Annotated in this window: 14 protein-coding genes; 10 read left to right on the top strand and 4 right to left on the bottom strand. The window is 66.4% G+C overall.

Features of this window, described 5'->3' with window-relative positions:
• Positions 1 to 76: 76 nt before the first annotated feature.
• Complete coding sequence (locus AC3A43_RS18865; protein WP_487794099.1) at positions 77 to 1891, top strand: ABCB family ABC transporter ATP-binding protein/permease; 1815 nt, start codon at positions 77 to 79, stop codon at positions 1889 to 1891.
• Here AC3A43_RS18865 and AC3A43_RS18860 read toward each other — a convergent pair.
• The 3 genes from AC3A43_RS18860 to AC3A43_RS18850 form a co-directional block, all read right to left on the bottom strand.
• Entirely contained in the window at positions 1888 to 2517 is a 630-nt protein-coding gene (locus tag AC3A43_RS18860) for a cytochrome b (protein WP_487794098.1), read from the bottom strand. The two genes, AC3A43_RS18865 and AC3A43_RS18860, sit on opposite strands and share 4 nt — an antisense overlap.
• Positions 2517 to 3587 (bottom strand): catalase family peroxidase, encoded by a 1071-nt coding sequence (locus AC3A43_RS18855; protein ID WP_487794097.1) that lies wholly within the window; start codon positions 3585 to 3587, stop codon positions 2517 to 2519. The genes AC3A43_RS18860 and AC3A43_RS18855 overlap by 1 nt, the downstream gene beginning before the upstream one ends.
• A gap of 135 nt (positions 3588 to 3722) precedes the next feature.
• Positions 3723 to 4625, bottom strand: coding sequence for a LysR family transcriptional regulator (locus AC3A43_RS18850; protein ID WP_487794096.1), 903 nt, complete (start codon positions 4623 to 4625; stop codon positions 3723 to 3725).
• Between the two features lie 118 nt (positions 4626 to 4743).
• Between AC3A43_RS18850 and AC3A43_RS18845 the strand changes: the two genes are divergently transcribed.
• From AC3A43_RS18845 to AC3A43_RS18815, 7 genes are all read left to right on the top strand, one after another.
• On the top strand, positions 4744 to 5508 hold the full coding sequence (locus AC3A43_RS18845; RefSeq protein ID WP_487794095.1) for an SDR family oxidoreductase: 765 nt from the start codon (positions 4744 to 4746) through the stop codon (positions 5506 to 5508).
• 132 nt (positions 5509 to 5640) lie between these two features.
• Positions 5641 to 7278: a cation:proton antiporter domain-containing protein gene (locus AC3A43_RS18840; RefSeq protein ID WP_487794094.1), complete on the top strand. Its 1638-nt coding sequence runs from the start codon at positions 5641 to 5643 to the stop codon at positions 7276 to 7278.
• A 62-nt stretch (positions 7279 to 7340) separates the two neighbouring features.
• Entirely contained in the window at positions 7341 to 9119 is a 1779-nt protein-coding gene (recQ, locus tag AC3A43_RS18835; RefSeq protein ID WP_487794093.1) for a DNA helicase RecQ, read from the top strand.
• Positions 9120 to 9170: 51 nt separating this feature from the next.
• The gene (locus AC3A43_RS18830; RefSeq protein WP_487794092.1) at positions 9171 to 9605 is read left to right on the top strand and encodes a TIGR01244 family sulfur transferase; all 435 of its coding nucleotides are present in this window, start codon (positions 9171 to 9173) and stop codon (positions 9603 to 9605) included.
• On the top strand, positions 9602 to 10009 hold the full coding sequence (locus AC3A43_RS18825) for a hypothetical protein (protein WP_487794091.1): 408 nt from the start codon (positions 9602 to 9604) through the stop codon (positions 10007 to 10009). Before AC3A43_RS18830 ends, AC3A43_RS18825 begins: the two co-directional genes overlap by 4 nt.
• The gene (locus AC3A43_RS18820) at positions 10002 to 10916 is read left to right on the top strand and encodes a sterol desaturase family protein (protein WP_487794090.1); all 915 of its coding nucleotides are present in this window, start codon (positions 10002 to 10004) and stop codon (positions 10914 to 10916) included. The genes AC3A43_RS18825 and AC3A43_RS18820 overlap by 8 nt, the downstream gene beginning before the upstream one ends.
• Before the next feature lie 95 nt (positions 10917 to 11011).
• Complete coding sequence (locus tag AC3A43_RS18815; RefSeq protein ID WP_487794089.1) at positions 11012 to 12598, top strand: GMC family oxidoreductase; 1587 nt, start codon at positions 11012 to 11014, stop codon at positions 12596 to 12598.
• 26 nt (positions 12599 to 12624) lie between these two features.
• On the opposite strand, the gene AC3A43_RS18810 is transcribed toward AC3A43_RS18815, so the two are convergent.
• Positions 12625 to 13167: a winged helix-turn-helix transcriptional regulator gene (locus tag AC3A43_RS18810; protein ID WP_487794088.1), complete on the bottom strand. Its 543-nt coding sequence runs from the start codon at positions 13165 to 13167 to the stop codon at positions 12625 to 12627.
• A gap of 97 nt (positions 13168 to 13264) precedes the next feature.
• Between AC3A43_RS18810 and AC3A43_RS18805 the strand changes: the two genes are divergently transcribed.
• Both AC3A43_RS18805 and AC3A43_RS18800 read left to right on the top strand, forming a co-directional pair.
• Positions 13265 to 13639 (top strand): VOC family protein, encoded by a 375-nt coding sequence (locus tag AC3A43_RS18805; protein ID WP_487794087.1) that lies wholly within the window; start codon positions 13265 to 13267, stop codon positions 13637 to 13639.
• A complete protein-coding gene (locus AC3A43_RS18800) occupies positions 13636 to 14115 on the top strand; it encodes a hypothetical protein (RefSeq protein WP_487794086.1) in 480 nt (159 codons plus the stop codon). The genes AC3A43_RS18805 and AC3A43_RS18800 overlap by 4 nt, the downstream gene beginning before the upstream one ends.
• Positions 14116 to 14154: the final 39 nt, after the last annotated feature.

Raw genomic sequence — 14154 nt, 5'->3', positions numbered from 1 at the left:
GCGTCATGGGCCCCGGCTTTCGCCGGGGAACAGCAAGCGTTGTTAGCACGGCCCATCACCCCTACATGGGGCGCGCATGCCGCCTGATACCTCCACCTCCGCCGACGCTTCGCGCGAACCGCCCGTCCTTGCGACGCTGAAACGATTCCTGCCCTATCTGTGGCCGGCGGGGCAGACCGAGCACAAGGTCCGCATAAGCCTTGCGGGGCTGATCGTGCTCGTGTCGAAGGGCGTCCAGCTGTCGATGGGCTTCCTCTATGGCGCCGCGATCGACAAGATGGCGCCGGGGATGGAAGAGGGCGTCGCGCTCGCGATCGGATTGGTGCTCGCCTATGCTGGCGCGCGTTTCGCCGGGGTGCTGTTCGATAATCTGCGCAACGTCGTGTTCGAACGCGTCGGGCAGGATGCGACGCGCGAACTGGCGATCACGACCTTCAGCCACCTTCATGCGCTGAGCCTGCGCTTTCACCTCGCGCGGCGGACGGGCGAGGTCACCAAGGTGATCGAGCGCGGGACGAAGAGCATCGACACGATGCTCTATTTCCTGCTGTTCAACATCGCGCCGACGATCATCGAGCTAATCGCGGTGCTGATCATCTTCTGGACCAAGTTCAGCTTCGGGCTCGCCAGCGCGACCGCCTTGATGGTCGTCGTCTACATCATCTTCACGCGCAAGGTGACCGACTGGCGCAATGCGCTGCGCACGCGGATGAACGATCTCGACACGCTGACGATCGGGCGCAGTGTCGACAGCCTGCTGAATTATGAGACGGTCAAATATTTCGGCGCCGAGGGACGCGAGGAAGCGCGATACCGCGATGTCGCCGACCAATATGCCAAGGCGGCGGTCAAGAGCGAGAACAGCCTCGCGTGGCTCAACATGGGCCAGAGCCTGATCACCAACGCCGCGCTGGCGGGGGCGATGGCGTACACCGTGTGGGGCTGGTCGAAGGGGCAGTTTCAGGTCGGCGACGTGGTGCTGGTGAACACGTTGCTCGCGCAGCTGTTCCGCCCGCTCGACATGCTCGGCATGGTCTATCGCGTGATCCGCCAGGGACTGATCGACATGGAGGCGATGTTCCGCCTGATCGACACGCCGTCCGAGATCAGCGATGCGCCGGACGCGGGGCCGCTGGTCGTGAACGGCGGCGCGGTCGCGTTCGAGAATGTCGTCTTCGGTTATGAGCCCGACCGCACGATTTTGAACGGCGTGAGCTTTGTCGTGGGCGCGGGCGAGACGCTGGCGATCGTCGGGCCGTCGGGGGCGGGCAAGTCGACGATCGCACGGCTGCTCTTCCGTTTCTATGATCCGCAGGGCGGGCGTGTGCTGATCGACGATCAGGATATTTCGCAGGTGACGCAAAAAAGTCTGCGCGGCGCGATCGGCATCGTCCCGCAGGACACGGTGCTGTTCAACGACAGCATCGGCTATAATATCGCCTATGGCCGCGAGGGCGCGAGCGCCGAGGAGATTGCGGCGGCGGCCGAGGGCGCGGCGATCGACGGCTTCATCGGCATCCTGCCGCAGGGTTACGACACCGAGGTCGGCGAGCGCGGGCTGAAGCTGTCGGGGGGCGAGAAACAGCGTGTTGCGATCGCGCGGACATTGCTGAAAAACCCGCCGGTGCTGATCCTCGACGAAGCGACAAGCGCGCTCGACAGCCGCACCGAGGCTGCGATCCAGGACACGCTCGAACGCATTGCGGCGCGGAGAACGACGCTGGTGATCGCGCACCGGCTGTCGACGGTGACCGGCGCCGACCGCATCATCGTGCTCGATCACGGGCGCGTCGCCGAGACGGGGACGCATGAGCAGCTGCTCGCGATGCGGGGGCTGTATGCCGATATGTGGGCAAGGCAGCAGGCGGAGAAGGAAGAGGGGACGGTTTAGGCCGTCGTCGGTGTTTCGGCTTCGCCGGTCGGCGTTTCCGTTTCGCCTTCTTCGCGACTCTCGCTGGCGTCGGCCATTGGTGGTTCAAGCGCGGCCTTCCGTCCAAAACCCATGGTAGCAAGCACGTTGTCGCGGCGGACGAAGCCGTGGACCAGCGCGGCGGTCAGATGGCCGAGGATGAGCGCGAAGAGCGCGAAGGCGGCGAGCGCATGGAGCTGTCGGAGCAGGCCGAAGGCGAGCGCGTCGGGCGGCAGGATCGGCGGCAGGACCCATCCCGCGCCGAGGCGGACCGGGTAGCTGCCCGCCGACAGCATCGCCCAGCCGATCAGCGGCAGCCCGATCATCGCGAGGTAGAGGAGGATATGCGACGCACGCGCCACTCTGGCCTGTGCGCGCGGCAAGTCGTCGGGCAGCGGCGGCGCGGGCGTGCCGATACGGATCGCTAGCCGGATACACGCGAGCAGCAGGATCGCGATCCCGAGCGGGCGGTGCAGCGCGAGCAGCGCGCTATAGGCAGGGCCGGCGGTCGAGACCATCGCGATGCCGATGAACAGCATCGCGATGATGAGCGCCGCCATCGTCCAGTGGAGCAGGCGGATCGCGAGCGCGAAACGGTCGGGCAACATCAACGTCCTCCCTGCATCATTTTCTTGCCGACCGCGCTCGGTCCCGGCGTCTCGACCGCGCGCCGCCGGAACGATGCGGCGTAAGCGGCCGACCGCGCGGCGAGCAGCGGGTCATCGGACAGCGCGACGCCGTCAGGCAGGATCGTCGGGTCGAAGGTGATGTCACGGCAGGCGCCGCTCTCCTCCGGCTCGGCGCGCGCGATGGTCAGCGTCCCGGCGTCGACCTGGCGGCGCCCGGCGGGCCACATGACCGTCGCATTGTCGGTTGGATCGCCCGGCGCCGCGACGGTCACGATCATGCGCCAGCGCAGCGGTGCCTTGGCGAGCCGGCCGCGCACTTCGTCGAACAGATAATCGGTGGGCAGGCTGGCGAGCGCCGCCTTGTCGAGCGCGCTAAAGGGGGCTTCGGGTTCGAACGCCCAACGGACCGGGTGCGATGCCCCCGCGCGGTCGATGAAGCGGAAGGCGTTGATGCTGTAATAGGTGCCGTTGGCGAAACTGTCGGGCAGGGGCGCGGCGGCGAGATAATCCTGATAGGCGCGGGTTTCGGGATGGTCGGCGAGATAGGCCTTCATCGCTGCGGGATCGGGCTTTCCGGTCGCGGGGTCCGGGCGCGTCGCGCGCTGGAGCGCGACAAATGCGTCGGCGGTCGCGACCGGAAAGATCGGGGTATGGTCCAGCGCCATCCGCCAGATCTGGCCGTCCGAGCCCTTCAACTGCAACGCCATCGCGTGAAAGACATTGCGGCCGTCGGTCGCGAAGGGGTTGCCGCCGCCGGTTGAGAAGCGGCCGACCACCGCATAGCGGCCCGGCGCGAGCAGGAGTGCCTTCGAAAGATCCGACGCCCTGCCGTTCGCTTCGAATTCGCCGGTGAAGCAGAGCCCCTTCGCATGGGCGCGGCGATAGCCGGGGTGCTGGCCGGCATTGGATTCGAGAGCGTCGGCGATCGTGCTGCCGCCGGTGCGCGGTGGACCGATCCAGCCGCCGGCCCAAGCGAAGCCGGCGAGCAGCGCCAGCGGTGCCGCCGCAATCGCGGCGATGGTCAGGCGGGATGGACGAGACTGGGTCACGTTGGAATCCTTGCAATCGAACGCCCGGATGGCGACGAGGGCTGTTGTCCCAACCACCTTCGAACGGTGTAGCGCGAAAGTTACAACGGGCCAAAAGTTTGACGCGACGATGCTGTTACGCGCGACCGTTGGCGCTTAGAGCGCGTCCCAATGGGGCGGATTGCCGAACGCGGTTTGCAGATGCTCCCTCAGCGCCCGCAATTTCGCCGACGGGTTTCGTCCCTGCGCGTGCGCCATGTAGAGAAATTCCTCGTCGGGTTCGACGTCGAGCGGCACCGCCACCAGCTCGCCCGCCTTGACCGCCGGTCCCGCGATAAACGCCGGGAGCATCGCTAGCCCCAAGCCCGCGATTGCGGCGTCGCGCATCATGTCGCCGTTGTTGACGCCGAACATCGCGCGCGCCTGTACCGATACCGGGCCGCTGCTCGTCTGAAAACGCCAGTCGGCGGCGCCGCGGTTGGTGTAGAAGATGCCGCGGTGGTGGCGGAGGTCTTCGAGCGTCTGGGGCGTGCCATGCTCGGACAGATAGGCCGCGGACGCAGTGAGCAGGCGGTGGCTTTTGGCGAGCGTCCACGCGACGAGGCGGGTGTCGTCGATGATGCCGTGGCGGATGATCGCGTCATGGCCGCTCGATGCGACGTCGATGCGGCGGTCGTCGAGGTCGAGCGTTAGCTGGATCTCGGGATGGCTTTTCAGGAACGGATAGAGCGCGGGGCCGAGGTGGAGGCGCGCGAAGGTCACCGGCGCGGCGATGCGCAGCGGGCCCGACAAGGTGCCGCGGCGCTCGGCGATGTCGGCGGCGGCTTCGGCTATGTCGCGCGTGATCCGCTGCGCGCGCGGCAGGAAGGCGGTGCCGTCCTCGGTCAGGCTCAATTTGCGCGTCGTGCGGTGGAGCAGCGCGCTGCCGAGCGAGCGTTCGAGCTCGGCGAGACGTTCGCTGACGACCGATTTGGAGAGGCGGAGCTGGCGCGCGGCGCCGCTGATCGAGCCTTGCTCGACCGTGGCGACAAATGCGGCGATGCCTTCGATGCGGATCATTGTTCGGTAATCCCGAATGATAGAACCAAGAGTTGCTGCCTATTCCGAACATCGCCGCAGGTCCATCTTCCTTTCATCGAGACGGGCATCGGGCCCGCCGCCGAACAGGAGAAAGATCATGGATCGTCTGCTCAACAAGGTTGCAATCGTCGCCGGCGCCAGTTCGGGCATCGGCCGCGAAACCGCGAAACTCTTTGCCGCCGAGGGCGCGTCGGTCGTCGTCGGCGCACGCCGCCAGGCCGAACTCGACGCGCTGGTCGCCGAAATCACCGCGGCGGGCGGCAAGGCCGTCGCCGTTGCCGGCGATGTCCGCGACGAGGCTTTTCACGAGGCGCTGGTGCGCGCCGCGGTCGACAATTACGGCCGGCTCGACATTGCGTTCAACAATGCCGGCGTGTTCGGTGAAGCGGGGCCGAGCACCGAGGTGTCGGGCGCGGGGTTCAGCGATGCGCTCGCGGTCAACCTGACCGGATCGTTCCTCGGCGCGAAGCACCAGATCGCCGAGATGGTGAAACATGGCGGCGGCTCGGTGATCTTCACCTCGACCTTCGTCGGTTACAGCTTCGCCTTCCCGGGCAGTGCCGCCTATTCGGCGAGCAAGTCCGGGTTGATCGGGCTGACGCAGGCGCTCGCCGCCGAGTTCGGACCCCAGAATGTCCGCGTCAATGCCGTGCTCCCCGGTGCGGTCGCGACCGACATGTTCGAGGCGGTCAACGACAGCGCCGAAAAGCAGGATTTCGTGACGAACCTGCACGCGCTGAAGCGCGTCGCGCAGCCGATCGAAATCGCCAAGTCGGTGCTTTATCTCGCTTCGGACGACGCAAGCTTCGTTACCGGCACGGCGTCGCTGCTCGATGGCGGGGCTTCGATCACGCGGAGCTGAGGCCGCGGCATCGCCATTCGGGCGGGGGTTTGACCGAACCTTCGCCCGAATGGCGTGCGAAGTGCCATCAATCGCTGCCAAAAAGATTGTGTTGGGTTGACCCCGCGCGCCCCCGCCCCCTAGGCAAAGCCCATGCCGCACGACACGACATTGATCGGCACCGTGGTCGCCGGGCTTGGCGTCGCATTCCTGATGGGCGCGCTTGCGCACCGGCTCCGCATCTCGCCGATCGCGGGCTATCTGCTCGCGGGCATTCTGGTCGGGCCGTTCACGCCGGGCTTCGTCGCCGATACCGGGCTCGCGCTCCAGCTTGCCGAGATCGGCGTGATCCTGCTGATGTTCGGAGTGGGCCTGCATTTTTCGCTGAAAGACCTGATGTCGGTCCGCAAGATCGCGGTGCCGGGAGCTATCCTGCAGATCGCTGTCGCGACCGCGCTCGGCATGATGCTTGGGCTGTGGCTCGGCTGGTCGATCGAGGGCAGCGCGGTCTTTGGGCTCGCGCTGTCGGTCGCGAGCACCGTCGTGCTACTGCGCGCGCTGCAGGCGCGTGACATGGTCGAGACCGAAAAGGGACGGATCGCGGTCGGTTGGCTGATCGTCGAAGATCTGGTGATGGTGCTCGCGCTGGTGCTGTTGCCCGCGATGTTCGGCGCGCGCGGCGATGAGGGGGGCGGCGCGGGTCTGCTGCAATCGGCGGCGATCGTGCTGGTCAAGGTCGTCGGCTTTGTCGCCTTCATGTTCATTATCGCGCGGCGGGTGTTGCCGTGGGTATTGCACTGGGTCGCGCATTCGGGATCGCGCGAGCTGTTCCGGCTCGCGGTGCTGGCGATCGCGCTGGGGGTTGCGTTCGGCGCGGCGGTGATTTTCGATGTGTCGTTTGCGCTTGGCGCCTTCTTTGCGGGCATGATCCTCGGCGAGACGCAGCTGTCGCGCCGCGCGGCGGAAGAGACGCTGCCGCTGCGCGATGCGTTTGCGGTGCTGTTCTTCGTGTCGGTCGGCATGTTGTTCGATCCCAAGGTGCTGATCGAGCAGCCGGGGCCGGTGATCGCGACGGTCGCGATCATCCTTTTTGGCAAGTCGCTGGCCGCCTATGCGCTCGTCCGCGCCTTTGGTCACAATTCGGGGACGGCGCTGACGGTGTCGGTCAGCCTGGCGCAGATCGGCGAATTTTCGTTCATCCTCGCCGGGCTGGGAGTGGGCCTGAAAGTCCTGCCCGAAACCGGGCGCGACCTGATTCTCGCGGGGTCGATGCTGTCGATCCTGTGCAACCCGATCCTCTTCACGCTGGCGATGAAGCATGTTCGCAAAACCCAGGTCGAGGACGCGCCGGCTGAGGAAGAAGACGTACCCGCGCCGTGCAATGCGGGCGTCGTGCTGATCGGCTATGGCCGTGTCGGCAGCCATATCGGCAGCCTGATCTGCGGGCGCGGCGAGGGGCTGACGGTGATCGAGGATCAGAAGGATATGGCCGCCGCGGCGCGCGAAGCCGGCGCGACGGTGATCGTTGGTGACGCGACGAAGGAAAGCATATTGCGGCAGGCGGGGATCGACACGGCGTCGACGCTGCTGATCGCGATCCCCGAGGGGGTCGAGGCGGGGGCGATCGTACGGCGCGCGCGGGCGATCAACCCGAAGCTGGTGATCGTGGCGCGCGCGCATTCGGACGAGGAGGTCGACGATCTGGTGCGCCGCGGCGCCGACCATGTCGTGATGGCCGAGCGCGTGACCGCGTCGCGGATGGCCGAGCGGGCGATGCTGACTTTGGCCTAATGACGGGATTGGAGGAGTCCGGGGCTTCCCTCGCTCCACCATCTTCCCTATCGCCCATCCCGATGTCCGCCGACGCTCTCCTCCCGCTCCTGAAATCCACTTTCGGTTTCGATGCCTTTCGCGGGCGTCAGGGCGAGGTTGTCGATCGGGTGATGGCGGGTGAGCGCACGCTGGCGGTGATGCCGACGGGGGCGGGCAAGTCGCTGACCTATCAACTGCCCGCGGTCGCGCTGAACGGCTGCGTCGTCGTCGTGTCGCCGCTGATCGCGCTGATGCACGACCAGCTGCGCGGCGCGCGTGCGGCGGGGATCCGGGCCGCGAGCCTGACCAGCGTCGATGCCGATGGGGCCGAGACGCGGCAGGCGTATCGCGACGGCAATCTCGACCTGCTGTATGTGGCACCCGAGCGCGCGACGGGCGAAGGGTTCCGCACTTTGCTCGAGGCGCGGACGCCGGCGCTGTTCGCGATCGACGAGGCGCATTGCGTTTCGGAATGGGGGCATGATTTTCGCCCCGATTATCGCCTGCTGCGCCCGCTGCTCGATGCGTTTCCGGCGGTGCCCCGGCTCGCGCTGACCGCGACCGCCGATAAGCACACGCGCGAGGATATCCTCGTCCAGCTCGGCATTTCCGCCGACGGATTGATCCTCGCGGGCTTCGACCGGCCGAACATCCGTTATGCCGTCCGCCCGCGGATCAGCCCGGCGAAGCAGCTCGTCGATTTCATCTCCGCGAATCCGGGGCCGGGGATCGTCTACGCCCCGACGCGCAATGGCACCGAGCGGCTCGCCGAGCAGATCGCGGCGGCGACGGGGCGCCGCGTCGCGGCGTATCACGCCGGGCTCGACCCGGAAATTCGCGCGCGCGTCCAGCATGATTTCGTCGCGTCGGAGGACGGCATCGTCACCGCGACGGTCGCGTTCGGCATGGGGATCGACAAACCCGATGTGCGCTTCGTCGCGCATGCGGGCCTGCCGAAATCGATCGAAAGCTATTATCAGGAGACCGGGCGCGCGGGGCGCGACGGCGATCCGGCCGAGGCGATGATGCTGTGGGGCGCCGACGATTTTGCGCGCGCGCGGATGCGGCTTTCGGAGCTGCCCGAGGTGCGGGTGCCGGGCGAACGGGTGCGGCTCAATGCCCTCGCGGCGCTGGTCGAGACGGTCGAGTGCCGCCGCGCGCTGCTGCTGCGGCATTTCGGCGAGACCCCGCCCGAACGTTGCGGCAATTGCGACAATTGCCTCGAACCCGCGGCGCAGGTCGATGCGACCGTGCTCGCGCAGAAGCTACTGTCGGCGGTGTACCGCACCGGGCAGAGCTTTGGTGCGGGGCATATCGAGGCGGTGCTGACGGGACGGAGCGACGAGCGGATCGCGAGCCGCGGGCACGACAAATTGTCGGTGTTCGGGATCGTCGCGGGCGAAGAGGCGCGGCTGATCAAGCCGCTGGTGCGCAGCCTGATGGCGCGCGAAGCGCTCGACACGACCGAGCATGGCGGGCTGATGCTCGGCCCCGCGGCGCGCGCGATGATGAAGGGCGAGACCGCGGTGCTGATGGCCGAGCCGCCGGTGAAACGGACGCAGCGTGCTTCGCGCGGCGGTGCAAGCGCCACGCCGAACCCGGTTGGCGATCCGCTGTTCGATGCGTTGCGCGCGATGCGGCGCGAGCTGGCGGCCGAAGCCGGGGTTCCGCCCTATGTTATTTTCCACGATGCGGTGCTGCGCACGATGGCGAGCGACAAGCCGGCGACGCGAAGCGCGCTGGCGGACATTCCCGGCGTCGGCGGCAAGAAGCTCGAGGCATGGGGCGATGCGTTCCTGAATGTGATCCGGCAGTACTGACACGCACCTTCACGCTTGTCAGCAAGTGCGCGGCAGGAGTAGATCGCTGGCATGAGCGATTTTCGAACCCTGTCCGCCGACTTCAGCGTCGCCCCGCAAATCAGCATCGAGGATGTGGCCGAGGCGAAGGCCGCGGGCTTTGCGATGCTGATCAACAATCGCCCCGATGGGGAAGAGCCCGAAGCGCCGCAGGGCGACGAGATCGCGCACGCCGCGGCCGCGGAAGGGCTGGCCTATGCCGCGATCCCGATCGGCCATTCGGGTTTCAGCCATGCGCAGATCGATGCGCTCGACACATTGCTGGGCGATGCGACGGGGCCGATCCTCGCCTATTGCCGTTCGGGCACGCGCTCGACGCATCTGTGGGCGCTGACGCGCGCGCGCGCCGGCGACGATGTCGATGCCATCGTCGAGGCGGCGGCGAATGCGGGCTATGACCTGACGGGGCTGCGGCCGATGCTGGACGCGCTCGCGGGGGAAAAATGAATCAGGCCGAGTTGATCCAGCTGGGGGCATCGCTGGTCGCGGTGCTCTTCATTGCCTGGCTGGTCGGAAAAATCGGGCTCGGCGCCGATCCGCGGATCGAGGACGCCGACCATGCCATCCGGCTCGCCGAAGAGGCCGAGGCGGGGTTTCGCGGGGTCGAGGTCGCGCGCGACCGCGCGGGCTTTGCCGCGATCGTGCGCAATGCCGAAGGCCGGCAGATGCTGGTGCGCGCGCATGGCAATCATTTTGCCGCGCGGCCGATCGATGCGAGCGTCGAGGGACGGCTCGACAAGGATTTCCTGACGCTGACGATGCCCGAAAGAACATTCGGTTCGGTGACGCTGCAACTGGGGAAGGATGCGGGGATGTGGGCTTCACGGATGCGGGATCTGAATTGTGGATAAGCTGCCCGACCCGGTAACCTATGCGGTTCCCGCCTTCATCCTGCTGCTGATCGCCGAGATGATCATTTCGTTGCGCAAGGATAAAAGCCGCTACGAAGCGCGCGACACGCTGACCTCGCTGATGCTGGGGACGGTGAGCCAGGTTGCGGGCGCGCTGGTCGGTGCGGCGGTGATCGCGGCGTCGGTGTGGGTCTATCAATACCGGCTGTTCGACATCGGGATCGAATTCGGCAGCTGGTGGTGGGCGTGGATATTCTGCTTTTTCCTCGACGATCTGGCCTATTACGCCTTCCACCGCAGCGCCCACCGCGTGCGCTGGTTCTGGGCGAGCCATGTCATTCACCACAGTTCGCAGCATTATAATCTGTCGACCGCGCTGCGGCAGACATGGACGGGCTTTTTCAGCCTGACCTTCCTGTTCCGCCTGCCCCTGTTCCTGATCGGTTTTCCGCCCGCGATGGTGTTCTTCTGCGCGGGGCTGAACCTGATCTATCAATTCTGGATCCATACCGAGGCGATCAAGCGGCTGCCCAGATGGTTCGAGGCGGTGATGAACACGCCGTCGCACCACCGCGTCCATCATGGCGTGAATCCGCGCTATCTCGACGCCAATTATGCCGGGGTCTTTATCATCTGGGACAAGATGTTCGGCAGTTTCGTCGCCGAACGCGACGACGAGCCGGTGCGTTACGGCATCGTCAAGCAGCTCGGCAGCTTCAACATTCTCTGGGCCGCGGTGCACGAATGGGTCGGGATCGCAAAGGATGTCTGGCACGCGCCGTGGAAGCACAAGCTGTCCTATATGTGGCGCGAGCCCGGCTGGAGCCACGACGGCAGCCGCGCGACGAGCGCGATGATCAAGGAACGCTGGGCGGCGGGGCGGCCGGTAGAGGAGCCGGCGGAATGAGCTGCCCCATCTGGTAGCTTGCGTCGCCCGCTAATGACATTCATGTAAGCACCCGGGATGACCGCCAGCAGGCGGCGTAAGGGAGAGTCGCAAGCATGGATCAGTTCGACATCATCGTCATCGGCGGGGGCAGCGCGGGGAGCGCGGCGGCGGGGCGGCTGGCCGAGGACGGATCGCGCACGGTCTGTCTGGTCGAGGCGGGCGGGACCAACGATAAAGTGCAGGTCAAGACGCCGGGCTTCATGCCCTTCATCCCAAAATCGTCGAACTATCGCTATGAGACGGTGCCGCAAGTGGGGCTGAACGGCCGCATCGGATACCAGCCGCGCGGGCGCGGGCTGGGCGGGTCGAGCGCGATCAACGCGATGGTCTATATCCGCGGGCACCAGTTTGATTACGACCAGTGGGCGTCGCTGGGGGCAAGCGGCTGGAGCTATGCCGAGGTGCTGCCCTATTTCAAGCGCAGCGAGGGCAATGAGCGGGGCGGCGATGAATTTCACGGCGCGGGCGGGCCGCTTAATGTGATGGACCAGCGCTGGCCCAATGTGACGAGCCGGCGCTTCATCGAGAGCGCGGCGTCGTTGCAACTGCCGCGTACCGCCGATTTTAATGCACCGAACAACGAGGGTTTCGGCCTTTATCAGGTGACGCAGAAGGGCGGCGAGCGCTGGTCGGCGGCGCGCGCCTATGTCGAGCCGCTGCGCGCGCATGGCAATTTTGCCGTGCGCACCGGCGCGCTGGTCGAGAAGATTGTCGTCGAGGACGGCCGCGCGACCGGCGTCGTGATCCGCCGCGGCGCGCGGCGCGAAACGCTGCGCGCGCGCGGTGGGGTGATCCTGTCGGCGGGCGCCTTCAACAGCCCGCAAATTCTGATGCTGTCGGGGATCGGACCGGGCGCGCATCTGAAGGACATGGGGCTGGACGTGGTCGCCGATCGCGCCGGGGTGGGCAACGATCTGCAGGACCATATCGATTATGTATCGAGCTGGGAGACGCGCTCGACCGAGCCGTTCGGCGACAGTCTCGGCGGGACATGGCGGATGGTGAAGGCGATCTTCGAACATCGCACGAAGCGCAGCGGGATCATGACGACCTGTTTTGCGGAGGCGGGCGGCTTCTGGAAATCGAACCCCGACCTGCCCGCGCCCGACATCCAATATCATTTCGTCCCCGCGATGCTCGAGGACCATGGGCGCGCCAAGGTGAAGGGGCATGGTTTTTCGTGCCACGCCTGCGTGCTGCGCCCCGAGAGCCGCGGCACAGTGCGCCTCGCGTCGGGCGACGCCGCCGCGGCGCCCGCGATCGATCCTGGCTTTCTGACCGACGCGCGCGACATTGCGACGTTGCGCGCGGGCGTGCGGATGATGCACCGTATCGCGGCGGCGCCGCCCTTGTCGGATTATGCGGGGGCCGATCGGCATCCGGTGAATCTGGATGATGACGGGGCGCTCGACGCGCTGATCCGCAGCCGCGCCGACACCGTCTATCACCCCGTCGGCACGTGCCGGATGGGCAGCGACGCCGATGCGGTGGTCGATCCGACGCTGAAGCTCAACGGGATCGAGGGGCTATGGGTGGCGGACGCGAGCATCATGCCACGGCTGGTCAGCGGCAACACCAATGCGCCGAGCATCATGATCGGGGAAAGGGCAGCCGATTTTGTGAAGGCGGCTTTGAACTGAATCTCCGCTTCTTTCAGGAATGCGAATCAGGCCGAGCACGCCTCGGCCAATAATTGCCCGTTGCGCGTCAGATCATAGCGGCTGGCCGGCGGGCGCATGTCGATCACCTCGCGCTTTACCAGCCCATGTTTGCCGAGCGCGCTCAGCCCCTGCGATAGCGCGCGCGGGGTCGCGGGGGTCAGCAGCCGCGAGAGCGCGTTGAAGCGGTCGTGACCCGCGCCGATTCCAGCCACCAGTGGCAAACCCCAGCGCGTCGCGGCGCCGGGAAGGAGGCCGATCGCGGCCTGCGCCCCGGCGATCGTTGCGGCACGCGTTGCGGCCGCCGTTCCCGTTTCGGTGAGGATATATTCGGGGCGCAGCGGATGGCCATGGCCGGGGTTGCGCTGCACCCACCCGATCGCCGCCGCCGCCTCCAGCGTGCGCGCACAGCTGTCGCGCGACAGTCCGAGCCGGTGGATCAATTCGACGAAGCGCGCGCCCTTGTGCGCCGCCAGATCGGCGAGCAACGGCACCAGCCAGCGGTGGCTGCCGAGCTGGACGAGCAGAGGATCGGCTGTGGTTGACGGCATTTGCAACTAACTATACAAATCAGACCATGGAGGCAAGCGATATGGGCCGGGCGATTCTCTGCGCGACCCGACGCTTGGCAAGGAAGGGAGAAATGGCATGGCGCTTCAGATCGGATCCGAACTCACCTGTTCGATGGGGGTCAAGGACATGACGGCGTCGATCGCGTGGTACGAGCGGGTGATGCAGTGCAAGCTGCTCTACCGTGCCGACGAGATCGGATGGTGCGAACTCGCGACCCCGATGGCGGGGGTGAATATCGGGCTGAGCGAGGTCGAAAGCGTGGTGCAGGGCGGCGGCGCGACCAATGTGTTCGAGGTCGCGGATATCGTGGAAGCCAAGGCGCATCTCGATAGCGAAGGCGTGCGGCAGGACGGCGACATCCAGCATATTCCGGGGCTGGTGAAGCTGATCACCTTCTACGATCCCGACGGCAACGCCTTCATGTTCTCGCAGTCCGAAGCGGCGGCATGACGGCAGGTTGGTGGGCCGCGGCGCTGGTCGCGCTTGCGGCGCCAGCCGCAGCACCGACGCCGTCGCTCACCGCATGGCATGGCACGTGGGTGGGGGAGGGAACCGCTTTCGGCCAGCCCGCCTCCGCGACGCTTGGCATCGGTTCGGCGGAGGGCGGCGCGACCGCACTCGCCTATCGGCTGTCGATCGAAGGAACACCGTCCGTCGCCTATTCGGCCGAGGCGATTTATCGCATCGACAACAAAGGCCGGCTGAGCGGAAACTGGACCGATAATCATGGCCGCACGCGCCCCATCGGAGGCCGTGTGAGCGACCATTTGTGGGTGAGCAATTGGGGAAGCGCCGATGTCGAAATCGGCCGATCGACCTATCGGCTGGATGGCCCCAATTCGCTCATCGTCAGCGATTCGGTGCTGCAGGACGACGGTCGCTGGCGGGTCTTTTCGATGCTGCGCTATCGTCGCAGCAAGGGCTGAAAACAGACGTTTTTGGCGCGCTCTTATGCTGCGCACAAA

This window comes from Sphingopyxis sp. Soil_C_28, from assembly GCF_057657055.1.
Note: the sequence above shows the minus strand (reverse complement) of the source record. Positions and strands in the feature narration are given on the sequence as shown.

Coding starts and splice junctions, on each gene's coding strand:
- AC3A43_RS18865 (WP_487794099.1), top strand. CDS start 77: ATGCCGCCTGATACCTCCACCTCCGCCGACGCTTCGCGCGAACCGCCC.
- AC3A43_RS18860 (WP_487794098.1), bottom strand. CDS start 2,517: ATGTTGCCCGACCGTTTCGCGCTCGCGATCCGCCTGCTCCACTGGACG.
- AC3A43_RS18850 (WP_487794096.1), bottom strand. CDS start 4,625: ATGATCCGCATCGAAGGCATCGCCGCATTTGTCGCCACGGTCGAGCAA.
- AC3A43_RS18845 (WP_487794095.1), top strand. CDS start 4,744: ATGGATCGTCTGCTCAACAAGGTTGCAATCGTCGCCGGCGCCAGTTCG.
- AC3A43_RS18840 (WP_487794094.1), top strand. CDS start 5,641: ATGCCGCACGACACGACATTGATCGGCACCGTGGTCGCCGGGCTTGGC.
- recQ (WP_487794093.1), top strand. CDS start 7,341: ATGTCCGCCGACGCTCTCCTCCCGCTCCTGAAATCCACTTTCGGTTTC.
- AC3A43_RS18830 (WP_487794092.1), top strand. CDS start 9,171: ATGAGCGATTTTCGAACCCTGTCCGCCGACTTCAGCGTCGCCCCGCAA.
- AC3A43_RS18825 (WP_487794091.1), top strand. CDS start 9,602: ATGAATCAGGCCGAGTTGATCCAGCTGGGGGCATCGCTGGTCGCGGTG.
- AC3A43_RS18815 (WP_487794089.1), top strand. CDS start 11,012: ATGGATCAGTTCGACATCATCGTCATCGGCGGGGGCAGCGCGGGGAGC.
- AC3A43_RS18810 (WP_487794088.1), bottom strand. CDS start 13,167: ATGCCGTCAACCACAGCCGATCCTCTGCTCGTCCAGCTCGGCAGCCAC.
- AC3A43_RS18805 (WP_487794087.1), top strand. CDS start 13,265: ATGGCGCTTCAGATCGGATCCGAACTCACCTGTTCGATGGGGGTCAAG.
- AC3A43_RS18800 (WP_487794086.1), top strand. CDS start 13,636: ATGACGGCAGGTTGGTGGGCCGCGGCGCTGGTCGCGCTTGCGGCGCCA.